Consider the following 23,096-nt stretch of genomic DNA (forward strand, 5'->3'; position numbering starts at 1 on the left):
GCAAAAGAACCAAACTCTTTTTTTCTAGAAATGGTTCTTTTTACCATAAAATCAATCTGCTTCTTATGTTAGCATAATTATCCAGTCTAACAAGGGGATTATTTTGTCGAACTCCTTATTTTTTGTTATTTTCCCCCGTAATAATAGTAGTAATTTGTCGAATTCGACTCTTTTCCGTTTAGGACGACACCTAAAATCTTCGCATTCGCGTTCTCCAGCAATTCCTTCGCCTTTAACGCTTCATCTTTCTCCGTTTGTCCGCTGCTCGTTACTAGAACCACTCCATCACAATGACTCGAAAGCACTTGTGCATCGGTTACAGCCAATACTGGCGGTGAATCAAACAGGACATAATCAAACTTATGGCTTGCATCCTCGACCATCATTTCCATGGCTTTGGAATTTAGCAATTCAGATGGATTGGGCGGGATCGGACCGCTTGGCAGAACGAACAGCTCCTCCACTTTTGTTCTCTGGACAGCATCACCCAGCGACAGCTGTCTCGTTAAAACGTTGGTGATTCCATGGATGTTGCTCACTTTGAACGTATAGTGAACTGTCGGTTTTCTTAAGTCTCCATCCACAAGCAATACACTTTTCCCTTGCTGAGCCAGCACGACAGCCAGATTGGCGGCCGTAGTCGATTTCCCTTCCGCCGGACCGGCTGATGTAACCATGAGAATACGGTTTTCGTGATCGACTGACGAAAATTGAATGTTCGTACGGATCGTCCGGTATTGTTCCGAGATCGGCGACTTTGGATTGTTGTGCGTAATTAAGCTTCTTTGTGTGAGATTACTGATCGCTTTGCGCAGTTTACGGCTCAATGGTTGTTCCTCCTACAGATTTATACAGCTTTTCTTTGATAAGCGTTGTCTTTTTCATCACCCAGTGTCATTATCGGGATGGTTCCCAGTACAGGAAGACCAAGGTAATGTTCGATATCCTGTTCGGATTTCAATGTGTTATCCAAGTATTCCAGCAAGAATGCGAGGCCAACTCCGGTCATCAATCCGACAACGAGGGCGATCGCCATGTTGAGCTTGGCATTCGGTTTAACCGGTGACGAATTCTCTACGGCTGGGGCCAGTATACTGACATTATCGATATTCATGATGGAAGAGATTTCTGTTTTAAACGTATGAGAGATATCGTTCGCGATTCTTGCGGCCTGTGCCGGATCACCATCCTGAACCGTTACGTTCATGATTTGCGTGTCCTGTTCACTGTTGATGGTGAGCTGATTGTTCAGTTCTTCTACTGACTGTTTGAGGTCTAAATGTCCGATGACTTTTGAAAGAATGGCAGGACTTTTAATAATCACACTATACGTATTGACCATTTGTACGTTGGTTTGTACTTGATTGTAATCCAGGGCTTGTTGTTTATCGGGCTTTTGCTGGTTTACAAGAATTTGCGTGGAAGATTGGTAGATTGGGGTTAATACGAAATATGAAACTGCACCGCTTATAGCAGCGGCCACGATTGTAATAAGAGCAATCATCCGTATCCTCTTACGAATCGTCTGGTAGATTTCTTTTAAACTTATCGTTTCCTCCATAACGCCCTCCAAATGAACTATGTAGAATTTTCAGATAAGATGTATTATAGCACAGCAATTTGGAATTTAAATACATATTTTATTGATTACGGAAATTGATTGTAAAAATATGTTTTAACTCAATGATTTTACAAGATAGTAAATTACCGTATTATCAGTGTATTTTCGTGCTTGTTAATCTCTTGTTTAAGTTTTAGAAAATAGTTTTAAATGACCTAATTTTCGGTCGATAAATATTTCACTAACTGTAATTTTTTGTCTACTTTTGGTGAATCTATTTCCCTTTAATAGGAAATATGATTTAATTATGTTTACATTTTATTACCAAATTTTAGGTTAATTGGAGGACGAAGCAATGCCTGACATCCAAGTAGTCATGGTCATGCCCAAAAAAAGACCGCACATCACAGAGATCCTCAATACTTCGAAAGAGTTTGAGGAAATCGTAGGCGGTCCGGTCGACATCTTAAGTTTCCACCAACAGCATTACAAAATTGTATGTAACATCGAGGAAGGCTACGACCTTACATACAATAAAAAAGCACCATCCAGCACTTTCTTTATCGCCAAATACCAAGGGCAATTCGAAAGTCTGAGTGATGCAGAAACAGAAGAAATTAAAGATGTACTAAAAACCAAGATGAAGAAGTGGAAGTAGACAGTTTTCATAGTCCTAACAGCAGTCCTGCTAAAGACGTTGATTCTTACATAAAGTATTGAAGAAGGTGCCGGTCCGCGCCTTCTTTTCCTTTTGGCTACTGAGCTTTTTGCTGTCTCAGTAACTGCCTCCTAAATCTCCGGTAATGCTTTTCACAGCTCCCTTTGCAGAAGTGCGGCTTGCCGCAGCCTTCCACTTGGCAAACCCGGGTGATCATCGTGACCGCCGGATTACCGTGCCTGGCCCACCGCTTATAGTGCATGTGGCAGAGGCTCCTCGCTTTGGCTTCCTTCTCACAATCTTTCATGACGCAGATCTTCATCCTGGTTATCACCCTATTTCTTCGTTGATAACCTTAATATCGGTCGTTATTACTACTTTTTTACCAATATATCCTATTATTTTTTAGTTATTTAAATGATTGAAATAGTGGATGACAAAGAACACCAACGCCCACAGAGGAAGCGATAATCCCAGTCCCCACATGCATCCTTTAATAAAACCCATCTCTTCTCTCATAGCTGCACTCCCAATTCTTTTGTACTACCTTCATGGTAACCCATCTAGTAAAAAAGATGTATTGGGAAAATCCATGTCTTCCAGTGTCGAATAGTGGATGGTATGCGCATATACTTTCCCAAGTGAAAGGGAGGAATTGGTGCTTTTCACCAAAACTATATGTTGGTGCCAGGCACCGGTGTAATTGCGGTGCCTGGCACCAAATAAAGCTAACGGCTATGGTCCCCCGAGCTTTTGGTGTTAGACTAAAAGAAAAAACTCGTTCCATGAGGAGGCGTTTGTATGAGTTCTTATCTTTTTGATCAATTGCGTTTTGTCAGGGGCAATACAATGAAATTGGTTGCCGGTTTGAACGATGAACAATCTGAGATCATCCCAGATCCTTTAAACAACCATATCAAGTGGAATCTTGGACATATTTATTTCATTCACGAAAGAAATGCCTTTCAATTCGTAAAGGAAAAGGAAGATTGGATCATGCCTGAGTCTTTCCCGTCGCTATTCAGCCCTGGCACGAAGCCGGAAAATAGACAAAGGATGCCAGTAGACCTTTCAGAGATCGTGCATTTAATGGAAAATCAGATCGACCGGATAGAATCCACATTCAAGGAACGGTTAAAAGAAAAGACAGAACCCTATACTACATCCATGGGGCTGCACCTCTCCACTGTTGAAGAGTTTCTCAGCTGCTGCCTGTTTCATGAAGGCATGCATTTGGAGAGGATTAATGTGATCAAGAAACTAACCTAAAATATTGGCCATGAACAGTCCATGGCCACTTTCTAGAAAGGAGTTTTTTATGATGAATCAAAAAGCAGGATGGAACTTGGAGAACAGTTATGCCCGTCTGCCAGAGCTGTTCTTTTCCTTGATCGAGCCGAATCCCGTCCGCTCGCCAAACCTTGTCATTTTGAATCAACCTCTGGCAGAATCGCTAGGCTTGAATGCTGATGCACTAAGAGCTGAAGATGGGGTTGATGTATTTGCCGGCAATCGGGTACCGGAAGGCTCTTTGCCGCTCGCCCAAGCTTATGCCGGGCATCAGTTCGGCAACTTTACTCGTCTGGGGGATGGCCGGGCTTTGCTGGTCGGTGAGCAAATGACTCCGAATGGTGAACGGTTCGATATCCAGCTTAAAGGATCCGGCAGAACACCTTACTCCCGTGGGGGCGATGGCCGGGCTGCACTTGGACCGATGCTGCGGGAATACATCATCAGTGAAGCCATGCACGGACTTGGCATCCCTACCACCCGCAGTCTTGCTGTAGTAACAACCGGTGAGCCTATCTATCGCGAGACCGAACAGCCCGGTGCGATTATGACCCGTGTGGCTTCGAGCCATCTGCGTGTAGGCACTTTTGAATACGCTTATCAATGGGGTACAGCCTCAGACCTCAAGGCTTTGGCGGACTATGCCCTTGATCGTCATTTTTCAGACGTCGAGAAAAAAGAAAATCCTTACCTTACCCTACTAGAAGAAGTGATCAAGCGCCAGGCCAAGCTGATCGCTCAATGGCAGCTGGTCGGCTTCATCCATGGCGTGATGAACACCGACAACATGTCCATCTGCGGAGAAACGATCGATTATGGCCCTTGCGCCTTTATGGATGCCTATGATTCTAAAACGGTCTTCAGCTCCATCGACATTCAGGGCCGTTATGCTTATGGCAATCAGCCGAGTATCGCCGTATGGAACCTTGCACGTTTTGCAGAAACTCTGCTTCCCCTGCTGGATGAAGAGCAAGAGAAGGCGATCGAGCTGGCAGAGAATGCCCTTTCGACATTTAAAGAGTGGTTTCATAACCACTGGCAGAACGGAATGAAGGCCAAGCTCGGACTGTTCGGTGAAGAGAAGCAGGATGAATCTTTGATTGGTGAATTGCTTCATCTAATGGAAAAGCACCGTGCGGACTACACCAATACGTTCCTTGCTTTAACGTTCGATCGAAAGGAAGATCATGCTCTTTTTGATGACCAGGAGTTTGCACAGTGGCGTGAACGGTGGCAGGCGAGGCGGGAAAGGCAGTCTGAATCCATGGCTGATTCCCTTCAGCTGATGAAAAACAGCAATCCTGCGGTTATCCCCCGTAACCACCGAGTAGAAGAGGCGCTGGAGGCTGCTGTAGGGCAGGGAGATTACAGCGTGATGGAGAAGCTTCTGAACGTTCTTTCCGATCCTTATGATCACACGGCTGAACAGGCGGAATACTCGACTCTGCCGCCGGATGATGGGCAGTGCTATAAGACGTATTGCGGGACTTGATTTAGTTTAAAGCTAAATAGACATCCTAAAAAGGAGGCTGACACCCGAAACTCATTTTATGTGAGCATCAGGATCAGCCTCCTTCATTTTTCAAGTGATTTACTCAACCGTTTTTGCTTCTAAATGAGGGACGGTAATGTCAAAGCCAGCCTGGGATTTATAGGTTAATGAACCTTCAATCGTCCCGTACACTGTAACTGTATCATCTTTTATAAAAGGTGTTGTGCCTGAGTAGGTTACATAGACTATATCATTAATATCGTAACCATAAGAGGCTTTCGTAACGGCTAAACGGATCTCAGTGGAGCCATCTTTCTCCATTATTTGAACAATCTGACCTTGGAATTTAACAAAATCCCCTTTAAAGGTATCAGGATTCTTCTCCAGTTCGCCGTACCGTATCGTTTTGGCACTTTGCTTTCTTTCTTGCTCTTCCTGCTTTTTAAGATTTTCATCATACTTTTCTACTTCTTCTTTCGTATGGGCATTTGTAACCTTTATTTTACCCAAATGTGAAAACTCGATATTATAATGCTTGCCATCAGGGACAATCTCGCCCTTTGATACTTGATAATTTTGATGGAATGTATCGTAATGACCGTATTTTTCAGGAAACTTCAGGTTATTTGCTGTATCAACATAAACCGTTGCCGATACCTCATAGTTTCCATTTTCGATAAGGTAATATTCTTCTCCCATATTTACAGTGAATTTTCCGTCTTTAACTTTACCACCGCCACCATAAATTTTATCCGTATTTTTGTCTTCAATACCTATACCGACCTCTGTGCCGTCATTTAAATTCGTTTTTCCAGAAAACACAACAACATCCTTCGCTTTATCATAGGTCACCTGCTCTTGCTTTATATATAAGGTTTTCTTTTTTACCGTCTGCTTCACTTCATTCTTGGAAGCCTGCACCTGATCCGTCTCACCTGCCGGCTCTGTACTGATGCTCATACATGAAAAAATGAAGGCAATAACAAAGGATAGAATCATATAACCTACCCATTTCATAAACCCATTGTCACCCATATAAGCTTTAATAGCTAAAAATAAGAATAATATTCCAACCATAACACTAATGGTTGTAAAAAAAGTAAACATCGTCTGTATTCCCCCTGATGACTATTAAATTGTATCTGAATAATTTTACACCTAAACTATCATTTGCGGATCATATTTTTGAAGAATTTCCTTATATTAAGAAAATTTTCTTTTTATTTACTTTCGTTTATTTCCTTGAACGGCGTTGCCGGAGAAGCCGTTCACTTCGTACTCTGCTTCAGGTTCGAGAATTACTGCCTTTGCATTTTAATCCGGCAGGAAGGATTTTATAGAGAGAGATGGAATAGTAACTAAATATTCCATTTGGGGGAGATATCGTTGTCCATTTCCAAAGATATTCGTTACGTTGTTCGTACTGGAAAAATTGAAGATGCCGGGGTCATTTTAGACATACAGAGATCCGTCGTATCCGAAGGCGAGTTTCTGATTTCGGTATCCGAAGAGTTTAATAAAACGTCATCTCAACAAAGAGAATGGGTACAGAGCTTATTGGAGAATGAAAATGAAACCTTCATTGTCGCTGAAAGAGAGGGTGAAGTTGTTGGCTGGATCGTATTTCAAGCTGCCCCGAATAGAAAGCGCTTGTCTCATACAGGTTCTTTAGGGATGATGATCAGCAAAGGTTACAGAGAAATGGGAATTGGAAGTATGCTGCTGAAAGCTTTATTAGACTGGGCAGAGAAAAATCCTTTGATCGAGAAGGTAAGTTTAGGGGTTTTCTCAACCAATCATAGGGCCATCTCACTGTACAAAAAGATGGGGTTCATTGAAGAAGGCCGTAAAATAAAGAGTTTAAGATGAATGAAAACGACTATGCTGATGATATTCTTATGTATAAATTCGTTGAATGAAAGAACGGCCCTGAACACCTTCAGGGCCGTTTTTACTTTACACTTCAGTTAGTGATGCCAAAATCTCACTCAAACTGAGCTCCGCACACGCCATCGACGTATCGGACACACCGTAATACATCTTCACGGTATCGCCTTCCACTAACGCACCGCAAGAGAACACGACGTTGCCGAAGAAGCCGTTCACTTCGTAATCTGCTTCCGGTTCGAGAATTGGAGTCTCCGAACGGGCGATGACTTTGGACGGTTCGTTGAGGTCAAGCAGGACAGCACCCATGCAATAGCGGTTGTCTTTTGTGGCACCGTGATACAGTTCAAGCCAGCCTTTTTCCGTCTTGATCGGAACAGCGCCTCCCCCGATTCGTCCATCATCCCACATGCCATCACGCAATCCGAGCAAGTATTTATGGTTACCCCAGTGGAGGATATCCGGCGATTCGGCGATCCAAATCTCCGGTGCTCCCGTGCTTTTTGGTACCGGTCGGTGAAGAGCGTAGTATTTTCCGTTCACTTTTTCCGGGAAAATGAGGACATCCTTATTTTCCGGTGCAAAGATCATGCCATGGTGCTCCACGTTTTTAAAATCTTTCGTAGAAACGAGCGATTCTCCTACTCCGGCAGGTGAAACCGCACTGTAATAGATATAGTACGTGTCATCGATCTTTGTGATCCTCGGGTCTTCAATGCCAAACGTTTCGAGGTCGTTGGACGGATAGATGAACGGCTCGGGATCGATCGTGAACTCCCGCCCGTCCTTACTCCTTGCAATCCTTAGATAGGATAAAGAAGTCAAGTAGACAAATTGCTCTGAGCCGGCTTTCCGAATCACACGCGGATCTTCGAAATCATACCTTTCATCAGACAGCTGAAGCTCCAGGATCTCGAGTTCATTTTTTTCCACATTAAAGACGGGAGCCTTCACAATCTCAGGGTCCTCGCTCACCGGGCGTTCGGCTACACGCAGCAGCATGATGACTTCATCCTTGTACTGGGCGATGCCGGCGTTAAAGGCACCGATCACTTCAAAGTCCGGACGGTGAGGTTTAACATCACTAGGTGTTACTAAAGGGTTCTGTTCATATCGATATACATTCATGCTGCAGTCTCCTTATCTCTCATAGGGTAGGAACGGGTCTTGAATCGTCAGCTTATGGGCCTCTGCGTCACTGATGCCGGCGTATAGATCGGCGGTGCCGTCTTCCTTCCGCACCAAGCCGCCGCTGAACACTACATCCACCAGGTCAGGGCGTTTTGACGCTCCTGGCAGAAAATCATTTCTTACCGCAATCAGTTCAATATCGGAATGCTCTCCTGTTTTCGGATCCACGACAAACCGCATCGGGTAATAATGGCGGTTGCCTTCCGAATCAAAGCTCGCGATGTGTCCGAGCACACCAATCAATCCGCTGGAGAGGACATGCAGCTCGTTTGCCCCTCCCCACTCCTCGTCTGTAAACTGATTTTCCAAGAGCGGTGCGTTTTCGACGGCCGCAAGCGTCAGTTCATCCAAGGAAGGAACCAGCGTGAAGCCGATCTTCCCTCTTCCGCCTTTTTCGCCTTGAGGCCTTGTGAATACAGCAATGGAGCCGTTCAACAGCTCGGCGATCCGCAAGTCCTTCATGCCATCCGGCCCTTTGAAGAACTCTTGAAGGGTATTGATGCTGCTTCCTTTATAAAAAACAGTCCGCCAGCCGAGGGCGTTTTCGATACTTGGATGCGGAAAGGTCTGCACGCCGCCGAGGACCCGATCTCCGGCAATCCGTGTGACGAACGGATCCTGAAGCTGGTAGATTGGTGCTCCCTCTCTCGGAACCCATGTCTCCCCTGCTTTTATGAAAAAATGAACTTCCGATTTCTCACTGTCACGCGCCTCTACTCTGCCGGCGATGACCAGCTCGCCATCGTCTTCAAACGGTGCGGTAATGTTATAGACATCTTTTGCACCGACGCCCTCAATTAGCAGTTTTTCAGGATCTCCGGGCTTATCTTTTTTCTCGTAGTCTGCGAGCAGCTCGCTGCATGTTTTTACGTTGGATTTAACTAGTTTCAAGGGATTGTCCCTCCTTATTTCAGTGTGAATTGCATGCCTTCTTTAAACTTTTTGGCAAAGAACAGGAACAGGATGATGATCGGCACGGTCAGGATCACGGATGCCGCATACATCGGTCCCGGATAGCCTCCGTACGGCCCGAACATCTGCGACAGAAGCACGTTCAGGGTCAGCATGTTGTCGCTTTTGACCACAAGCATGTCCCAGAGGAGCTCGGTCCAGCGCTCCATGAACAGGAAGAGAAAGACAACGATCGTGATCGACTTCGACATTGGCAGGATGATCCGGAAGATGATCTGCCAGTCGGACGCGCCGTCCAATTTTGCCGCTTCAATAAACGTGTCGGGGATCGCCCGGAAAAAGTTCGTGTACATGAAGACCGCCCACAGACTCAGTGCTTTCGGCAAGATCATCGCCCAGTAGGAGTCGTACAGCCCCAAGCGCTGGATGATGAGGAACGTCGGCACGAGCAGGATGATCGCCGGGAAAAACATTTGAAACAGGATGGCGTTGTTCAGGAAGTTCCGCCCGCGGAACTGAAGCTTGGCGAGCGAGTAAGCCACGACGATACCAGTCACCATCATGAGAGCCGTGGAGCCGGTTGAAACGATCAAACTGTTGAAAAAGGCACGGATCCATGGCCGCGGTTCAGCGGACTGGCCCCCGCTCAGCAGCCATTCATATGACCGGAGCGAGAAGTGAGACGGAATAAGTGTCCGGTCCACCTGGTTCCAGTCGGCGAACGAGTTCAGGACCATATAGAGATACGGAAAAACCATAACGAACAGCAGCAGAAACGCGATGATATAACGGATGATGAGCGTATTTTTCTTATGTCCAACCATTTCGCTTCCCCCACATTTCTAAAAATTTTCGAATGATAAAGATCGAGATGAACGTAACGACGGACGCAATGAGCGCAACGGCGGATGCATAGCCGGCGGACAGGTTCTGGAACGCCTGCTTGTAGATCTCCATCTGCCATGTGTTGGTCGCGAAGTTCGGCCCTCCGCCTGTCAGCTGGTATACCTCGGTAAAAATCCCGAAGGTCACGCCGATCGATAGGATGAGTGTTGTGAAAAGCGCCGGGTACAAGAGCGGTAAGGTAATTCTCCAAAAACGCTGCCAGCCGTTTACGCCATCGATGGCTGCCGCTTCGTATATTTCTTTGGAGATGGATTCAAAGCCTGACGTTAAGATGAGCGCGTAGTAGCCGGTAAACTTCCAGGCCATGATTATGGAAACGACCAGCAGGGCTGAAAACGGTGTTCCGAGCCAGTTTACATCTAGGCCGAATGAGCTGCGCAAGAACGTGTTGACCGGGCTGTTATACGAAAGAAATCCTTTGACGATAAAGGAGGATACAACGCCGGATGCCAGGTACGGCAGGAAGAAGCCGATCAGGAACAAGCCTTTGAACCGCGGCAAACCGTGAACGACGAGTGCCACGATCAGTGAGGACGCGATGACCATCGGCACGAACACGATCATGAACTTGAACGTGACAATGAATGCGGCATGAACGCCGGGGCTTTGCAGTGCTTTAATGAAGTTGTCAAAGCCGACATGATGAAAAACGGGAGCGATCAAATTCCAGTCGGTGATCGACAGATAGAACGACCAGCCGAGCGGAATCAGGAAAAAAATCAGCCCATATAAAAGGTAAGGACTGGCGAATAGCCAGCCCAATCTGTTATTATGCTTGGTTCTCATTACTTGAGATCCCCCTCAATGGCCTGCTTCATCTTTTCCCAGCCTTTCTTCGGCTGTACTTCCCCTTTTACTACAGTGTTGACGGCATATTGGCCAATATAGGTTTGAAGTTCGTTGTATTTTGCGTTATCAATGGACGGCACGGCGTTCGGAATGGCCTCTGCGTAGGGCTTGAGCGCAGGATTCTTGTCAAAGATCGCTTTGAACGAATCGTTGGACGCCAAATCGTCACGTGCAGGCGGAAGGTTCGTTTTCTCCATCCATTTCACATCATTTTCAGGTTTTGAATACACCCATTTCATGAATTCCATCGCTGCTTTTTTCTCGTTATCAGGAGCGGAGGAATAGATCACAAGACCTTTTGTATCAGCAAACGTGGATACATCTTTTGTGCTGGCTCCGTCCGGCACTGGCGGTGTTGATAAAGCGAACGTTTCATTGTATTTCATCTCCGGGAACTTCTCTGCCCAGTAAGAAAGTGTCCACGGTCCGATGTCAGTGAAGATGCCGAGTCCTGTTTCGAACGGATCCTTCGACTGCTTGGTAAGGATGCCTTTTTCCTTGCGGATATCGTTCATGAAGTTCAGCACATCCACTCCGGCTTTATCGTCAGCCACAAGCTTGCTTCCTTCTATAAAATTGTTGCCTTGTGTCGCAGCGTCATAAAGCATGAAGAAGTCGAACCAGCGCTTCCAGGCGGTCGGATCGGCAAGGTCAGGCTTTGCCCACAAGTATTTATCCGGGTATTTCGCTTTTAGTTTTTTCGTTACATCGAGTACTTCGCTGTATGTTTTTGGCGGCTCATTGTACCCCAGCTTTTTCAGGATATCGAGTCTCCAGCCGAACAGCATGGCGTTGGAGTAGATCGGCAGCACGTATTGGTTGCCGTCAGAGAACTTCCAGCCTTTGATCGTGTTGTTCATATTGCGTGATTTGATGATGTCATTGTAGCCATCAAGCTTGTTCAGCGGTTCGATCGCTTTGCTTTCCGCCAGCTGTGCCGCGAATCCGCGGTTGATGTTCTCGGACATCGTCGGTGCTTCCTTACCGGCGATGGCGGATTGGATGCTCGCTTCAGACGTCGGGCTTTCCTTGATCGGGCTTACTTTGATCTTGATTTTCGGGTGATCTTTTTCAAACGCTTTGGCTGTTTCTTTCCAGTACGCTTGCTGCGGCGGGTTTGGTGCGGCCCAGAACTCGATCGTGGTCGTTCCGTTCTTGGATGCTGAATCCCCGCTTCCCGGGTTTCCGGTCGAACAGGCTGACAGTGCAGAAACCGTTAATGACGCCCCAAGCAAAAGTGATGCGGCCTTCTTCATTTTCATCACAATATCCCCCAATACGATAGTTTGAGTAAGCGTTATCATTTCTTATGAAAAAATTTTACGCTTTCTCAGTCGAAAAACATTACATTTTATTTTATTTGTAACTTTGTAATGTGATTAATAACTTTACAATTACAGTTTTACATCATTACAAATGTTCTGTCAATTCTTTTCGCCTGAAGCTGTTTTCGCAAACGTTGTTGCTCTTGAGAGTAGTTGATCTCTGTTTCAGGATGCTCGCTTTCCGCGGGGCGTGCGCTGAGCCCCACGGTGCAAGCGCCTTTGGGTCTCACCTGTCACGCTATCCCCGCAGGAGTCTCGCACCTTGCACTCCAATCAACAATCAATGAAGTCTAGTTACAAAAATAGCACAAAGCATAGAAAAGAGCCTTGTCAGAAAATTAATAGGGATAATTTTCTTGTTGTGGTTTACGAGGGTTGTTGATTAGGTTATAGTTAATTTGTAACGTGACAAAATGAATTTATGTAATCCTTATGATAATTTTATTTGAAAGGTTTGAATAACAATGGCGAAAAAGGTCTCCATGCAGGACATTGCAGATGCATTGAATATATCGAAAAACTCTGTCTCCCAAGCGCTGTCGGGGAAACCGGGTGTGAGTGAAGCAACTCGGCGACTTGTTGAAAAAACAGCTCAAGAGATGGGATACAGTGTGAGGAAGTCGTCTGTGTCTGCTGGTGTGGTTGGGAGCGGCACAGGCAACATCGGGCTGATCGCTTCGGATTATGCCTTCTCGCTGAAAAGCTTTTTCGGGGAAATTTATTTGAGTGTGGAAAAAGAAGTGACCGAACGCGGGATGAACCTGCTCATTCAGTCGATCAATACCGGGGCGCGTGACAATCTAGTCCTTCCTTCCTTTATAGCAGAGGGCAAGGTCGATGGTGTCTTGATTCTCTCGCACATCAGCACGGAGTATAGTAACGCCGTCATCGCGACCGGTATCCCGACGGTCATCATTGACCATCACCATCCCTTGATTCAGGCGGATGCCATCCTGACGAACAACCGGTTCGGCGCCTATACTGCGGTCAAGCATCTGATCGAACTTGGCCACCGGGACATCGCGTATGTTGGAAACGTCAGGCTGTCCCCGAGTTATCAGGAGCGTTTGGAGGGCTACAGGCTCGCGCTTCAGGAGCATGGGATCGAGCTTAATGAGGAGTTTGTGTTTAGTGACGTTCTTGAGGATGATCAGGATGTGACCGGGCTCGTGCAGGGGCTGGATGTTCAGCCCAGTGCCTGGTTTTGCGTGAATGACGGGTTTGGCTTTTTTGTGAGGTCTGCCCTGCAGCAGCACGGCATTGCTGTTCCAGGTGAGGCTTCTGTGTGCAGTTTTGACAACGGGATGCTTTCTCGCTTGTCTACCCCGAAGATCACCACGATGAATATTGATTTGGAGCTGTATGGCCGGAAAGCCGTCGAGCAGCTCACCTGGCGCATGCAGCATAAGAATGAACCGATTATTGAGCTGCTGCTTCCTGCGGAGTTGATTGTGCGGGAGTCGACGGCAAAAAGGTAGTTCTTTTTGGTGCCAGGCACCGGTGTTACACAAGTGTGTAATTGCGGTGCCTGGCACCAATTTTATATACAAAAAGGAGGATGATCATGAAGACTGCAAGAATGCTTTTATCCTTTGTTCTGATGTTTTGCTTTATGACGCCGGCTTATGCAGCGGCACCGGTAAAGGAAAAATCACCGGTTAACCTGGAACACCTCGATTTTTTGAATGAGGATGTCACCATTGACGGAAAGGACATGCTGATCACCCACATTTACTCCGAGTATCCCGATTACAAATGGGTGGACGCGTCTGGTGAAGGGATTGCCTGCGTGGATGATGTTGCCCGTGCAGCGGTCGTGTATTTGAACGATTACGAGCAGAATAAGAACGCTCAGTCGTTGGAGAGCGCAAAGAAAGCGTTGAATTTTGTTATGCACATGCAGGCAGATGACGGCGAGTTTTATAACTTCGTAAATAAGGACCTCTCGATCAATACTGACGGACCGACGAGCAAGAAGTCGTTTGACTGGTGGGCAGCACGTGCAATGTGGTCGCTCGGCCAGGGTTACGGTGTGTTTAAGGATGTTGATCCTGCTTACGCGAAAGAATTGAAGGACAGCTTCCTTCTTGCCAACAAGGCTTTACAGAAAAAAGTGAACGAGCATTATGGCGAGTACAAAAATGTACACGGTTACAAAATACCAGCCTGGATCGGCGGCTTTGATGCGATGTCCAATGCACTGCTGGGCCTGGCTGAGTTTTATGAGGTTGAGCCGAGAGCTGATGTGAAAGATTCGATGAAAAAAGTGGGCCGCGGTTTGGACGAGTTCCAATATGGCTCGTATACGCAATATCCATACGGCGCGCACATGGATTGGGAAGGCTCCCCTACCCTCTGGCACGCATACGGCAGCGGGCAAACCTATGCCCTGGCAAAAGCCGGCATGGTGCTCGGCGAGAAAAAATGGATTGCTTCCGCCAAACAGGAAGCCGAGCAGTTCTTCACCCACCTCCTCGTTACGGGCATGATCAAGGAAATGGCACCGACGATGGCGAAGGATGAACAGATTGCTTATGGCGTGAACATGCTGACGCAAGGGTTCGCCGAAGTGTACCATGCGACGAAAGATCCGAAGTACGCGAAATATGCTGGCTTAACCGCCTCGTGGTTCACCGGGAATAATGATGCCGGCGCTGTTATGTATGATCCAGCGACCGGCCGTGGGTATGATGGCTTGAACGGCGTGAACGGAAAAGTGAACTGGAACTCCGGTGCGGAATCTACGATCGAAGCCTTGATGGCGATGCAGACGGTAAATGAAATACCATTGGCTGCGAAATTGCTGGATGCGAAGACGGTGGATAGACATACCGCGGTTGTTGAGGAAGCCGAGAGTTTTGAGTCTGTATTGGGTAAGCCGGAGATTGTGACACCGGAAAGCTCCTGGACGGGTGATGCTTCTTATAGTGGGAAGCTGATGAAACTTGGAAATCAAGATGAGGTAAGTAAGAAAATAGCTATCGATAAGTCTGGTGCCTATCTATTGTCCAGTGCTTTAGTAAGAGAGGCTGGTAATACCGGAGAGCTAGAAGCGAAGATTGATGGCAGAACTGTGACTGCGGCGTCAGTTAAACCTTCTCCAGACAGCGATTTCCTCACTCTCGTAAACTTTGATCGTCCTTTCTACTTAAACAAGGGTACACATGATTTACAAGTATCATTTGAAGGCCGATCAGTGCTTGCCGATAATCTGGTACTGCAGCCAGTGGTAGAATCCGCAGTGTTTAAGAGCAGTGGGCAGACTCTGAAGCTGGAAAGGAACTTGTTAACGGGCATTAATTATCTAAAATAACTGGCTGCCAACCGGGGTTTTTACCGGTTGGCTTTTTTTACGGCACTGATTAAAATACAAAAAAATCAGGCTGCATAGCACCCAAAGAATTTGGGCCCATGACAGCCTAATGATGTTGCCTTCCCTTTTTTATCCAAAACAAAAGAGCACCCGCCTGGATGCTCTTACCTCAATGATTTAATTATTATTTTCAAAAGAAATAATATATTTTAAGCCAGCATGAGCATCTTTAAAGGTTGGGATATGATTTAACTCCTGTATGTTCATTGCTAGTTCAGGATTAATGCCAACTATAACACACTCTACCCCAATCAGATTTAGACAGTCATATAGTTTGGTTAGATTATATCTAACACTATCATCAAATGTGGTTATACCTCTTAAACTGACCATTACAAACCTGACACCATTATTTACACATTCTTCCAGAACTGTGGTTATAATATGTTCTCCGCGATCTATTTCCAGGCTTCCTATGAGCGTTAGAGCGATCGTTCTATCCCAAATATTTAGGATCGGCACAGAAAGATCTTTAATTAATCTTTCTTTTCTCTTGTCCTCTTCAACCTTTGAGGTAACGTCCATCAACATAACCATAAAACCTTGTTCTTTTCGAATGGGGGTAATTACGATATCTGCAATCACTTTGTCTTTAATATTAATCCTTGCCCTATGTCCTCCCTCGAGCCGTCCCATTACTCTGCGTTGATGATCAGGCTTGTTGTGAAAATAGTCCATATTCAAACCTATAAAATCATCTGAACTGGAAAGACCATAATACGGAGCAATCGTTCCTAAAATCTCCTTCGCCTTTATATTCATCCATATAATTTTATACTCTTTATCTGCAAGAATGATGACTTCACCAATACTGTTCAAAACATCGGTACTAGATAGATCAAATGGTACTTGATGCATGCAAGCATCTCCTTAAACTGGAATAGGTTTATTATAAAACAAAACACTGTTTTTTTACACCAAGACAGCGTGGCTCAGGAAACAAGAAGTTCGAGGAGCAGCAGATTCCGAGGAACGGAGTTTGGCATGAATCAAATGAGGATCTGAGGATATCAAGGCAACAAAGAAATTCGCAGTTTTATGGAAGGCGCAAGAGAAAACGGAGCGTCTTCATGCTCCGTCATTTAACAAAGTATATTTTAGGTGCATTTCTTGAAAAGCCAACTTCCTATGTTGACTCATTTTCCCTATCATTCCACAGGCTCATATTTTTAATTATGTAAATGCACTCAATAAAATTCTACTCTTCTCCCAATATTGCCACCGGACGAAAAACCTCGTAATGGATATGTTCCTTGGGAACTTCCCATTCATTCAAGGCTTTAATAATCGCTTCCATAAACGGAACGGAACCGCAGAGATAAAAATTAGCTTCTTTCTTAGCGAGTATGGATTGCAGGGAGTCCAAATCAATATATCCTTCTTTATCATAATTTTTGGCTTTTTTATCCTCTTCAGTGGGTGAATCATAACAAATAAATGATTTTACATTTTCATAATCGTTTTCCAATTGCTTCACATGTTCTTTAAATGCATGTGTTTTGCTGTTCCTTGTTGCATGAATGAACGTAACTTGGTTTGGTGCTTTTTCTTCGACGATTGTATTTAACATACTTAATAAAGGAGTAATTCCAATTCCTCCACTAATCAGCACAATTGGTAAATGATCATTGTTGAGAACAAAATCACCAGCAGGGGCAGAAAATTGAAGTGCATCACTAGATTGAATGTGATGATGCAGATAGTTTGAAACAATTCCATCTGGAGAATCTCCATGCTCATCTTCACGCTTAACGCTGATGCGGTAGTAATCTTTACCAGGTGCTTCAGATAAGCTGTAATGGCGAATATGCGTGTATTTCTCGCCAGGAATTTCTGCCTTAATCGTAAGATATTGACCAGCTTTATACGAAGCAATTGCCTTCCCGTCTTTAGGCTTTAAATAAAATGAAGTGACCTCTTCGCTTTCCTTTACTTTCTTATCTACGTAAAAAGCCCGATATCCTTCCCAGCCTCCTGGCTGTTGTTCGGTTTTTTCGTAAAGTTTTTTCTCAAGATTAATAAAAGCGTCAGAAATATATCCATATGCTTTACCCCACGCTTCGATAATTTCATCTGTTGCAGTATCACCAAGAACATCTTTTACTGCTTGAAGCAATGTTTCACCTACAACAGGATATTGTTCAGGTTTTATTCCAATGGCCCGATGTTTTTGTGAAATCCTTTCAATAACTGGTTTAAGAGTATCCAGATTTGTAATGTATTCTCCAGCTGCATAAACGGCATATCCTAGTGCTTCCTGCTGGAGACCTCTTTTTTGATTGGTTTGATTGAAGATGTTAAGTAAGTCAGGAGCTTTTTCAAATAATAGTTCGTAAAATCTTTTTCCTATTTCTTTACTGTGCTCTTTTAAAACAGGGGCGGTTGATTGTACGATATTAATGGTTTTTTCATCAAGCATGTAAGGTATCCTCCATGTTAAACTATTTACCGGATTTTACTAATATGCCCCAATAATTTACCAATAGACAACTTCTTTCCTGTCTTCTCTTTGGTTTTACCTTTATAACAAATTTCGTAGTGCTCTCAAAAATAGGATTTAGCAGCACCCGGATTGTCATAAAGCCATACATAAGACTTCCTTTTATGCCGGGTTTAAATTCTAGAAAAAATTTTAGCAGTAGTAAAACATAGGTTTAATTTTGCGTTGTGTTTTGGTGGAATTTGAATCGTAAAACATATCAAACATCCTTCCGATCTGCTCATTCTTTTTGCTAATATCATGCAAAAATTGTGGAATTTCCCCGGAAATAGAAATGGTGCCAGGCACCTCCATTACACACTTGTGTAATTGGAGTGCCTGGCACCGTTTTTTGTTATTTCGTAATAAGATCTAAATCGACTGGAACGAACTTCTCTACCTTTTCGTCTTTGTTCACTTTGACCGCTGTTTGAACCGCCTCGGAACCGATCATGTCTGGCTTCTGTGCAACAGTGGCCGCCATCTTGCCTTCTTTGATTGCTTTTTGCGCATCGTCCGTTGCATCAAACCCGACAACAACGACGTCTTTCAAACCGGCTGCTTCCAATGCCTGAAGTGCTCCAAGCGCCATCTCATCGTTATGAGCAAACACCGCATCTACTTTTTTGTTGCCTTGCAGGATGTTTTCCATTACGTTCAATCCTTTAGCACGGTCAAAGCTTGCTGTTTGTTTTGCTACAACTTTAATGCCCTTTTCTTTATCGACTGCTTTATGGAAGCCTTCTCCACGCTCGCGCGCTGCAGAAGATCCAGAGATTCCTTCAAGCTCTACTACATTACCTTTTCCTTTAAGCTGCTTCGCGATATAATCGCCGGCCATTTGACCGCCTTTAACGTTATCTGATGCAATGTGAGAAACGACTTTTCCGCCTTCTGCACTGCGGTCAACCGTGATGACCGGAATGTTGGCGCTGTTCGCTGATTCAATCGCTGAAGAGATCGCTGCTGAATCTGTTGGGTTCACTAGAAGTACATCCACGCCTTGCTGGATCAAGTCTTCGATGTCATTGACCTGCTTGGCTGAATCATCCTGTGCATCTACTGTTTTCAGCTGTACCCCAGCTTTCTTTGCTTCTTTTTCAGCCCCTTCTTTTAACGTAACAAAGAATGGGTTGTTTAATGTTGAAACGGAAAGACCAATCTTTAGATCGCCCTTGCCCTTTTTCTTGTTGTCGTCTGTTCCCGGCGCTTTTGTGGAACAGGCCGTAAGCATCAAAGCCCCAATGACGAGAATAATTAAACCCTTAAACATATTTTTCATCGTAAATCCTCCCTTTTTTTGTTTGCAGTTTGTTTGGTGCCAGGCACCGGCGTTACACAAGTGTGTAATTGCGGTGCCTGGCACCGAACCTCCTCGAAAATAATCTAAGCCGCCTTCTTCCGATCGATCAGCACTGCGAGCAGAATTACTCCGCCTTTAACCACCTGCTGGTAAAAGGATGAAACGTTTAGTAGGTTCAATCCATTGTTCAGTACACCAATGATTAGGGCACCGACTAATGTACCGAAAATCCATCCCTTACCACCGGAAAGGCTTGTCCCGCCCAGTACAACAGCTGCGATGGCATCGAGTTCATACGCGGTACCTGCCGTTGGCTGTGCAGAATTCAGACGCGACGTTAAAATGATGCCGGCAAATGCGGACAGCAAACCGGTCAGCGAGTAGATCATGACTTTGATTCGGCCGACTTTAATACCTGAAAGCAGTGATGCCTCTTCGTTTCCGCCAATCGCATACGTTCTTCTTCCAAAGGTTGTCTTTTTCAGGATGAACCAGAGGACCGCGAACGCGAGCAGCATCCAGATGACCGGGAAAGGAATTCCAAGAAAATACCCGCGTCCCATCAAGACAAAGCTCATATCATCCGAGAGGCCGGTGATTGGTTTTCCCTCGGTATAAACGAGCGTCAAACCTCGGAAAATGGTCATCGTCGCAAGTGTCGCGATGAACGGTGCCACTTTCCCTTTGCTGATAATGATTCCGTTGATGGCTCCCATTACAGTACCCGCAGCCAGACCTGCCAGCATAGCGAGAACTGGGTCTGTTCCGCCAGCCATCAGTCCGGCTGTGATCGCTCCGGACAGTGCCAGCATCGAACCCACAGAAAGGTCGATGCCTCCCGTTAAGATGACGAACGTCAGTCCAAACGCAATGAGCGCGTTAATGGAGACCTGCCGAAGCACGTTGAGAATATTCGTTAACGTGAAGAACTCCGGACTTAAGATGGATAGAACAATCAAGATAATGACGAGTCCAATGAGCGGACCGAGCTTCTGAAATATACTAATCTTTCGTGTTGAGGCTGACATGTTACATCCCTCCTGTTGCAGCATGCATGATTTTTTCCTGATCCGCTTCTTCGCGGTTGAGAATCCTGCTGATTTTTCCTTCATGAATGACAAGGATCCGGTCACTCATTCCTAAAATTTCCGGCAGCTCGGAGGATACCATAATGATGGACACTCCCTGCTCCGTCAGTTCATTCATAATCTGATAGATTTCTTTTTTCGCACCAACGTCCACGCCACGGGTCGGCTCGTCCAATATCAACACTTTCGGCTGATTGTTCACCCATTTTCCGATAACGATCTTTTGCTGATTTCCACCGCTCAGCGATTTGACGATTTGTTCCCCGCCGGACGTTTTCACGTGGAGTTTTTTAATGAGCCGCTCCGTTTCTTTCTGTTCAGCACTTGCGGAGATCACACCGCCGTTTGACACCGCTTTCAAATTGGTTAGGGTGAAATTTTCACGAACGGTCATCCCTACAACAAGCCCTTTATCTTTGCGGTCCTCTGTGACAAAGGCCAATCCGGCCGCAATCGCATCTGATGGCTTCGAGATGTTCATCGGTTTGCCGTCGAGATAAACGCTGCCGCCATCCTTTTTCTTATAGCCGAAGATGGCTTCCATGATCTCGGTCCGACCCGCGCCCATCAGGCCTGCTACACCCAAAATTTCTCCCTGCTTGACGTCAAAGTGAATGTCTTCGAAGTGTTCTTTTCTCGAAAGGCCTTCCACTCTCAGCCGTTCCGGGCCGATCTTCGCCTTCCGATCAGGAAACCGCTCGCCAAGCTGACGGCCAACCATCATTGAAACAATTTCATCAAAATTCGTTTCTTTAACGATTTTCGTACCGATAAAATCACCGTCACGAAGAACTGAGATCCGGTCACACATCTGGAAGATTTCCTCCATCCGGTGGGAGATGTAGACGATGCCGACACCTTGCTTTTTCAGCTTTTCAATCACGGTAAAAAGCGCTTCGATTTCACGGTCGGTAAGTGCGGCTGTCGGCTCGTCCATGATGATGCAGTCCGAATTTGTTTCAAGCACTTTGGCGATCTCGATCATCTGCTGCTGTCCGACCGAAAGCTCGCCAGCAACCGCATCAGGATTGATTTCCACCCCAAGCTGCTGGAGTGCTTTTTTCGTTCGTTTTCGCATATCGGACGTCCGCAAAATGCCAGTCTTGCCATACGTCAGCTCTTTTCCCAGGAAAAGATTTTCCGTCACAGTCAGATAGGGAATGATATTCAGCTCCTGATGCACGACGCCGATCCCCATCTCCTCTGCCTCTTTCGGATTGGAGAAGTGCACGTCCTTCCCTTTTACCGTGATTGTCCCTTTGTCTCGTTCATAGATGCCGGCCATGATTTTCATCAGTGTTGATTTGCCTGCGCCGTTTTCTCCCATGAGAGCATGAACTTCGCCAGTCTGCACGTCAAAGCTCACATTTTTTAGCACATGAACATCTGAAAATGATTTATAGATACCTGTTAAATGAACAAGTGTCTTATCACTCATTAGAAAATCACCCCCGCATGTAAAATGATGTTGGCATAAGGCGTTGTTTCACCCGTACGGATGACCGCTTTCGCATTCTTCGTTAATTCCTTGAACGTTTCATGAGAGACCCTATTTTGCGCGGTGCCTGGCACCGCTACGAGGACCTTGCTGAGATACGCTTCGTTCTCTTCCAATTCCTCAGCAAGCGTTACTTCCTCCACCTGCATGTCATCCGCGACCGCCTGCAGCGTTTCCAAAAAGCCTGGTGTCCCCATCGTCAGGGCGAGGTCGATGCGTTTAACATCGTCCGGAATCGGTAAGCCGCAGTCTGCGATGACAATCGTATCTGTGTGGCCCATTCGTGCGAGAACCGAAGCAATCTCGCTGTTCAATATCCCTTGTTTTTTCATCTGCACCACCTCTTTCTCTTGCTGTCTTTTGATTAGAAAAAATCCCGGCTCAGCCGTTAACTGCGATGAACTGCTCTACCTCTGATTTGGTTGGCATGCCGGTCTGTGCACCGAGCTTTGTTGTCGAAAGGGCAGCAACCGCATTGCCAAATTTACAGGCCGCTTTCAATGACAATCCTTTGCTTAACCCAACTGCTAATCCGCCGTTGAAGGAATCACCAGCACCTGTCGTATCTTTAACATCCACCTTGTAAGAACGGACGTTGATTTCCTCGCCGTCTTTATAAAAAGTAAGACCTTTTGAGCCCTTCGTTACGATCACCTTATCTTTGATGAGCTGATCATCGCGGCCTTGAAGCAGCAATTCAAGCTCGTGTTCATTCGGTGTAATGTAATCGCTCTGTTTTAGTAGTTCTTCCGGCAACTCCTGAATAGGAGCCGGATTTAGGATTACCTTTACTCCATTTTCCTTGGCGATGCTCACTGCTTTCTGAACGCTTTGAAGCGGTATTTCAAGCTGAACAAGGAGAAAATCACTGCTGGCTATTGTCTCCCGCTTCATCTCGACAAATTCAGGTGTCACTTGATGATTGGCGGCCGGCACGACGATAATGCTGTTATCACCTTCTGATACAAGGATGGTGGCTGTTCCCGTGGATCCGGAGACCTGCTCTACATCTGTTACGTCTACGCCTTGTTTGTTAAGATGGTTCACAAGCTCCGAGCCGAAAACATCGTCACCTACACAGCCCACCATGCGGACATCAGCTCCAAGTCTTGCGGCAGCCACCGCCTGGTTTGCCCCTTTTCCGCCGGGAATCGTTTTAAACTCCTGGCCGAGAAGCGTCTCCCCATTTTCGGAACCTTGTTCGAAATCGTCACCAGATCCATGTTGATGCTTCCCACTACCGTAATCTTAGCTGCCATTGCGAGCCCACCTTTTTGTTTGTTC

At 45.7% G+C, this 23,096-nt stretch carries 19 protein-coding genes and 2 pseudogenes; 6 read left to right on the forward strand and 15 right to left on the reverse strand.

What is annotated here, in order from left to right; translation table 11 throughout:
- Positions 1 to 125: 125 nt before the first annotated feature.
- The gene (locus LCY76_RS20815; RefSeq protein ID WP_248254247.1) at positions 126 to 827 is read right to left on the reverse strand and encodes a CpsD/CapB family tyrosine-protein kinase; all 702 of its coding nucleotides are present in this window, start codon (positions 825 to 827) and stop codon (positions 126 to 128) included.
- 20 nt (positions 828 to 847) lie between these two features.
- Positions 848 to 1,561: a YveK family protein gene (locus tag LCY76_RS20820; RefSeq protein ID WP_248254248.1), complete on the reverse strand. Its 714-nt coding sequence runs from the start codon at positions 1,559 to 1,561 to the stop codon at positions 848 to 850.
- Between the two features lie 355 nt (positions 1,562 to 1,916).
- Between LCY76_RS20820 and LCY76_RS20825 the strand changes: the two genes are divergently transcribed.
- The 3 genes from LCY76_RS20825 (at position 1,917) to LCY76_RS20835 (ending at position 5,001) form a co-directional block, all read left to right on the forward strand.
- On the forward strand, positions 1,917 to 2,219 hold the full coding sequence (locus LCY76_RS20825) for a DUF3846 domain-containing protein (protein WP_248254249.1): 303 nt from the start codon (positions 1,917 to 1,919) through the stop codon (positions 2,217 to 2,219).
- An 801-nt stretch (positions 2,220 to 3,020) separates the two neighbouring features.
- Positions 3,021 to 3,488 carry a DinB family protein gene (locus LCY76_RS20830; protein WP_248254250.1) on the forward strand — a complete coding sequence of 156 codons (468 nt, stop codon included), beginning with the start codon at positions 3,021 to 3,023 and terminating at the stop codon, positions 3,486 to 3,488.
- Between the two features lie 52 nt (positions 3,489 to 3,540).
- Positions 3,541 to 5,001: a protein adenylyltransferase SelO gene (locus tag LCY76_RS20835; protein ID WP_419714962.1), complete on the forward strand. Its 1,461-nt coding sequence runs from the start codon at positions 3,541 to 3,543 to the stop codon at positions 4,999 to 5,001.
- A 99-nt stretch (positions 5,002 to 5,100) separates the two neighbouring features.
- Here LCY76_RS20835 and LCY76_RS20840 read toward each other — a convergent pair whose 3' ends face one another.
- Complete coding sequence (locus tag LCY76_RS20840) at positions 5,101 to 6,108, reverse strand: Slp family lipoprotein (RefSeq protein WP_248254252.1); 1,008 nt, start codon at positions 6,106 to 6,108, stop codon at positions 5,101 to 5,103.
- Positions 6,109 to 6,387: 279 nt separating this feature from the next.
- Here LCY76_RS20840 and LCY76_RS20845 point away from each other — a divergent pair.
- Positions 6,388 to 6,920, forward strand: a pseudogene (locus LCY76_RS20845) (GNAT family N-acetyltransferase).
- A gap of 37 nt (positions 6,921 to 6,957) precedes the next feature.
- Here the strand turns inward: LCY76_RS20845 and LCY76_RS20850 are convergent.
- The 5 genes from LCY76_RS20850 to LCY76_RS20870 are packed head-to-tail and all read right to left on the reverse strand — an operon-like array spanning position 6,958 to position 12,008.
- Positions 6,958 to 8,016, reverse strand: a complete 1,059-nt coding sequence (locus tag LCY76_RS20850) for a BtaManbiosPhlase (protein WP_248254253.1) — start codon at positions 8,014 to 8,016, stop codon at positions 6,958 to 6,960.
- 12 nt (positions 8,017 to 8,028) lie between these two features.
- On the reverse strand, positions 8,029 to 8,970 hold the full coding sequence (locus LCY76_RS20855) for an MTP-1 family protein (RefSeq protein ID WP_248254254.1): 942 nt from the start codon (positions 8,968 to 8,970) through the stop codon (positions 8,029 to 8,031).
- A gap of 14 nt (positions 8,971 to 8,984) precedes the next feature.
- On the reverse strand, positions 8,985 to 9,815 hold the full coding sequence (locus tag LCY76_RS20860; protein ID WP_248254255.1) for a carbohydrate ABC transporter permease: 831 nt from the start codon (positions 9,813 to 9,815) through the stop codon (positions 8,985 to 8,987).
- Complete coding sequence (locus tag LCY76_RS20865; RefSeq protein WP_053356625.1) at positions 9,802 to 10,683, reverse strand: carbohydrate ABC transporter permease; 882 nt, start codon at positions 10,681 to 10,683, stop codon at positions 9,802 to 9,804. Before LCY76_RS20865 ends, LCY76_RS20860 begins: the two co-directional genes overlap by 14 nt.
- The gene (locus LCY76_RS20870; protein ID WP_248254256.1) at positions 10,683 to 12,008 is read right to left on the reverse strand and encodes an ABC transporter substrate-binding protein; all 1,326 of its coding nucleotides are present in this window, start codon (positions 12,006 to 12,008) and stop codon (positions 10,683 to 10,685) included. Before LCY76_RS20870 ends, LCY76_RS20865 begins: the two co-directional genes overlap by 1 nt.
- Before the next feature lie 527 nt (positions 12,009 to 12,535).
- On the opposite strand from LCY76_RS20870, the gene LCY76_RS20875 reads away from it, so the two are divergent.
- Positions 12,536 to 13,549 carry a LacI family DNA-binding transcriptional regulator gene (locus LCY76_RS20875; protein ID WP_248254257.1) on the forward strand — a complete coding sequence of 338 codons (1,014 nt, stop codon included), beginning with the start codon at positions 12,536 to 12,538 and terminating at the stop codon, positions 13,547 to 13,549.
- An 86-nt stretch (positions 13,550 to 13,635) separates the two neighbouring features.
- Positions 13,636 to 15,384: a hypothetical protein gene (locus LCY76_RS20880; RefSeq protein WP_248254258.1), complete on the forward strand. Its 1,749-nt coding sequence runs from the start codon at positions 13,636 to 13,638 to the stop codon at positions 15,382 to 15,384.
- Positions 15,385 to 15,561: 177 nt separating this feature from the next.
- Here the strand turns inward: LCY76_RS20880 and LCY76_RS20885 are convergent, their stop codons facing one another.
- From LCY76_RS20885 to rbsK, 7 genes and pseudogenes are all read right to left on the reverse strand, one after another.
- On the reverse strand, positions 15,562 to 16,302 hold the full coding sequence (locus LCY76_RS20885; RefSeq protein WP_248254259.1) for an STAS domain-containing protein: 741 nt from the start codon (positions 16,300 to 16,302) through the stop codon (positions 15,562 to 15,564).
- A gap of 340 nt (positions 16,303 to 16,642) precedes the next feature.
- Positions 16,643 to 17,863, reverse strand: a complete 1,221-nt coding sequence (hmpA, locus tag LCY76_RS20890; RefSeq protein ID WP_248254260.1) for an NO-inducible flavohemoprotein — start codon at positions 17,861 to 17,863, stop codon at positions 16,643 to 16,645.
- A gap of 415 nt (positions 17,864 to 18,278) precedes the next feature.
- Entirely contained in the window at positions 18,279 to 19,205 is a 927-nt protein-coding gene (gene rbsB, locus LCY76_RS20895) for a ribose ABC transporter substrate-binding protein RbsB (protein ID WP_091010161.1), read from the reverse strand.
- 104 nt (positions 19,206 to 19,309) lie between these two features.
- Positions 19,310 to 20,254 (reverse strand): ribose ABC transporter permease, encoded by a 945-nt coding sequence (rbsC, locus tag LCY76_RS20900; RefSeq protein ID WP_062237196.1) that lies wholly within the window; start codon positions 20,252 to 20,254, stop codon positions 19,310 to 19,312.
- A 1-nt stretch (position 20,255) separates the two neighbouring features.
- Positions 20,256 to 21,752, reverse strand: coding sequence for a sugar ABC transporter ATP-binding protein (locus LCY76_RS20905; protein WP_248254261.1), 1,497 nt, complete (start codon positions 21,750 to 21,752; stop codon positions 20,256 to 20,258).
- Positions 21,752 to 22,144 (reverse strand): D-ribose pyranase, encoded by a 393-nt coding sequence (gene rbsD, locus LCY76_RS20910; protein ID WP_248254262.1) that lies wholly within the window; start codon positions 22,142 to 22,144, stop codon positions 21,752 to 21,754. The genes LCY76_RS20905 and rbsD overlap by 1 nt, the downstream gene beginning before the upstream one ends.
- A 49-nt stretch (positions 22,145 to 22,193) precedes the next feature.
- Positions 22,194 to 23,071 (reverse strand): annotated as a pseudogene (rbsK, locus tag LCY76_RS20915) (ribokinase).
- Positions 23,072 to 23,096: the final 25 nt, after the last annotated feature.

Origin of the sequence: Fictibacillus marinisediminis (assembly GCF_023149135.1) — a bacterium.
In the GTDB taxonomy this organism is placed as follows: domain Bacteria; phylum Bacillota; class Bacilli; order Bacillales; family Fictibacillaceae; genus Fictibacillus_C; species Fictibacillus_C marinisediminis.

Bases quoted from the DNA above. Each gene is read 5' to 3' on its own strand.
- LCY76_RS20850 (WP_248254253.1), bottom strand. From the start codon at position 8,016: ATGAATGTATATCGATATGAACAGAACCCTTTAGTAACACCTAGTGAT.
- hmpA (WP_248254260.1), bottom strand. From the start codon at position 17,863: ATGCTTGATGAAAAAACCATTAATATCGTACAATCAACCGCCCCTGTT.
- LCY76_RS20860 (WP_248254255.1), bottom strand. From the start codon at position 9,815: ATGGTTGGACATAAGAAAAATACGCTCATCATCCGTTATATCATCGCG.
- LCY76_RS20880 (WP_248254258.1), top strand. From the start codon at position 13,636: ATGAAGACTGCAAGAATGCTTTTATCCTTTGTTCTGATGTTTTGCTTT.
- LCY76_RS20885 (WP_248254259.1), bottom strand. From the start codon at position 16,302: ATGCATCAAGTACCATTTGATCTATCTAGTACCGATGTTTTGAACAGT.
- LCY76_RS20820 (WP_248254248.1), bottom strand. From the start codon at position 1,561: ATGGAGGAAACGATAAGTTTAAAAGAAATCTACCAGACGATTCGTAAG.
- LCY76_RS20825 (WP_248254249.1), top strand. From the start codon at position 1,917: ATGCCTGACATCCAAGTAGTCATGGTCATGCCCAAAAAAAGACCGCAC.
- LCY76_RS20865 (WP_053356625.1), bottom strand. From the start codon at position 10,683: ATGAGAACCAAGCATAATAACAGATTGGGCTGGCTATTCGCCAGTCCT.
- LCY76_RS20835 (WP_419714962.1), top strand. From the start codon at position 3,541: ATGAATCAAAAAGCAGGATGGAACTTGGAGAACAGTTATGCCCGTCTG.
- rbsC (WP_062237196.1), bottom strand. From the start codon at position 20,254: ATGTCAGCCTCAACACGAAAGATTAGTATATTTCAGAAGCTCGGTCCG.
- LCY76_RS20830 (WP_248254250.1), top strand. From the start codon at position 3,021: ATGAGTTCTTATCTTTTTGATCAATTGCGTTTTGTCAGGGGCAATACA.
- rbsB (WP_091010161.1), bottom strand. From the start codon at position 19,205: ATGAAAAATATGTTTAAGGGTTTAATTATTCTCGTCATTGGGGCTTTG.
- LCY76_RS20875 (WP_248254257.1), top strand. From the start codon at position 12,536: ATGGCGAAAAAGGTCTCCATGCAGGACATTGCAGATGCATTGAATATA.
- LCY76_RS20905 (WP_248254261.1), bottom strand. From the start codon at position 21,752: ATGAGTGATAAGACACTTGTTCATTTAACAGGTATCTATAAATCATTT.
- LCY76_RS20840 (WP_248254252.1), bottom strand. From the start codon at position 6,108: ATGTTTACTTTTTTTACAACCATTAGTGTTATGGTTGGAATATTATTC.
- LCY76_RS20870 (WP_248254256.1), bottom strand. From the start codon at position 12,008: ATGAAAATGAAGAAGGCCGCATCACTTTTGCTTGGGGCGTCATTAACG.
- rbsD (WP_248254262.1), bottom strand. From the start codon at position 22,144: ATGAAAAAACAAGGGATATTGAACAGCGAGATTGCTTCGGTTCTCGCA.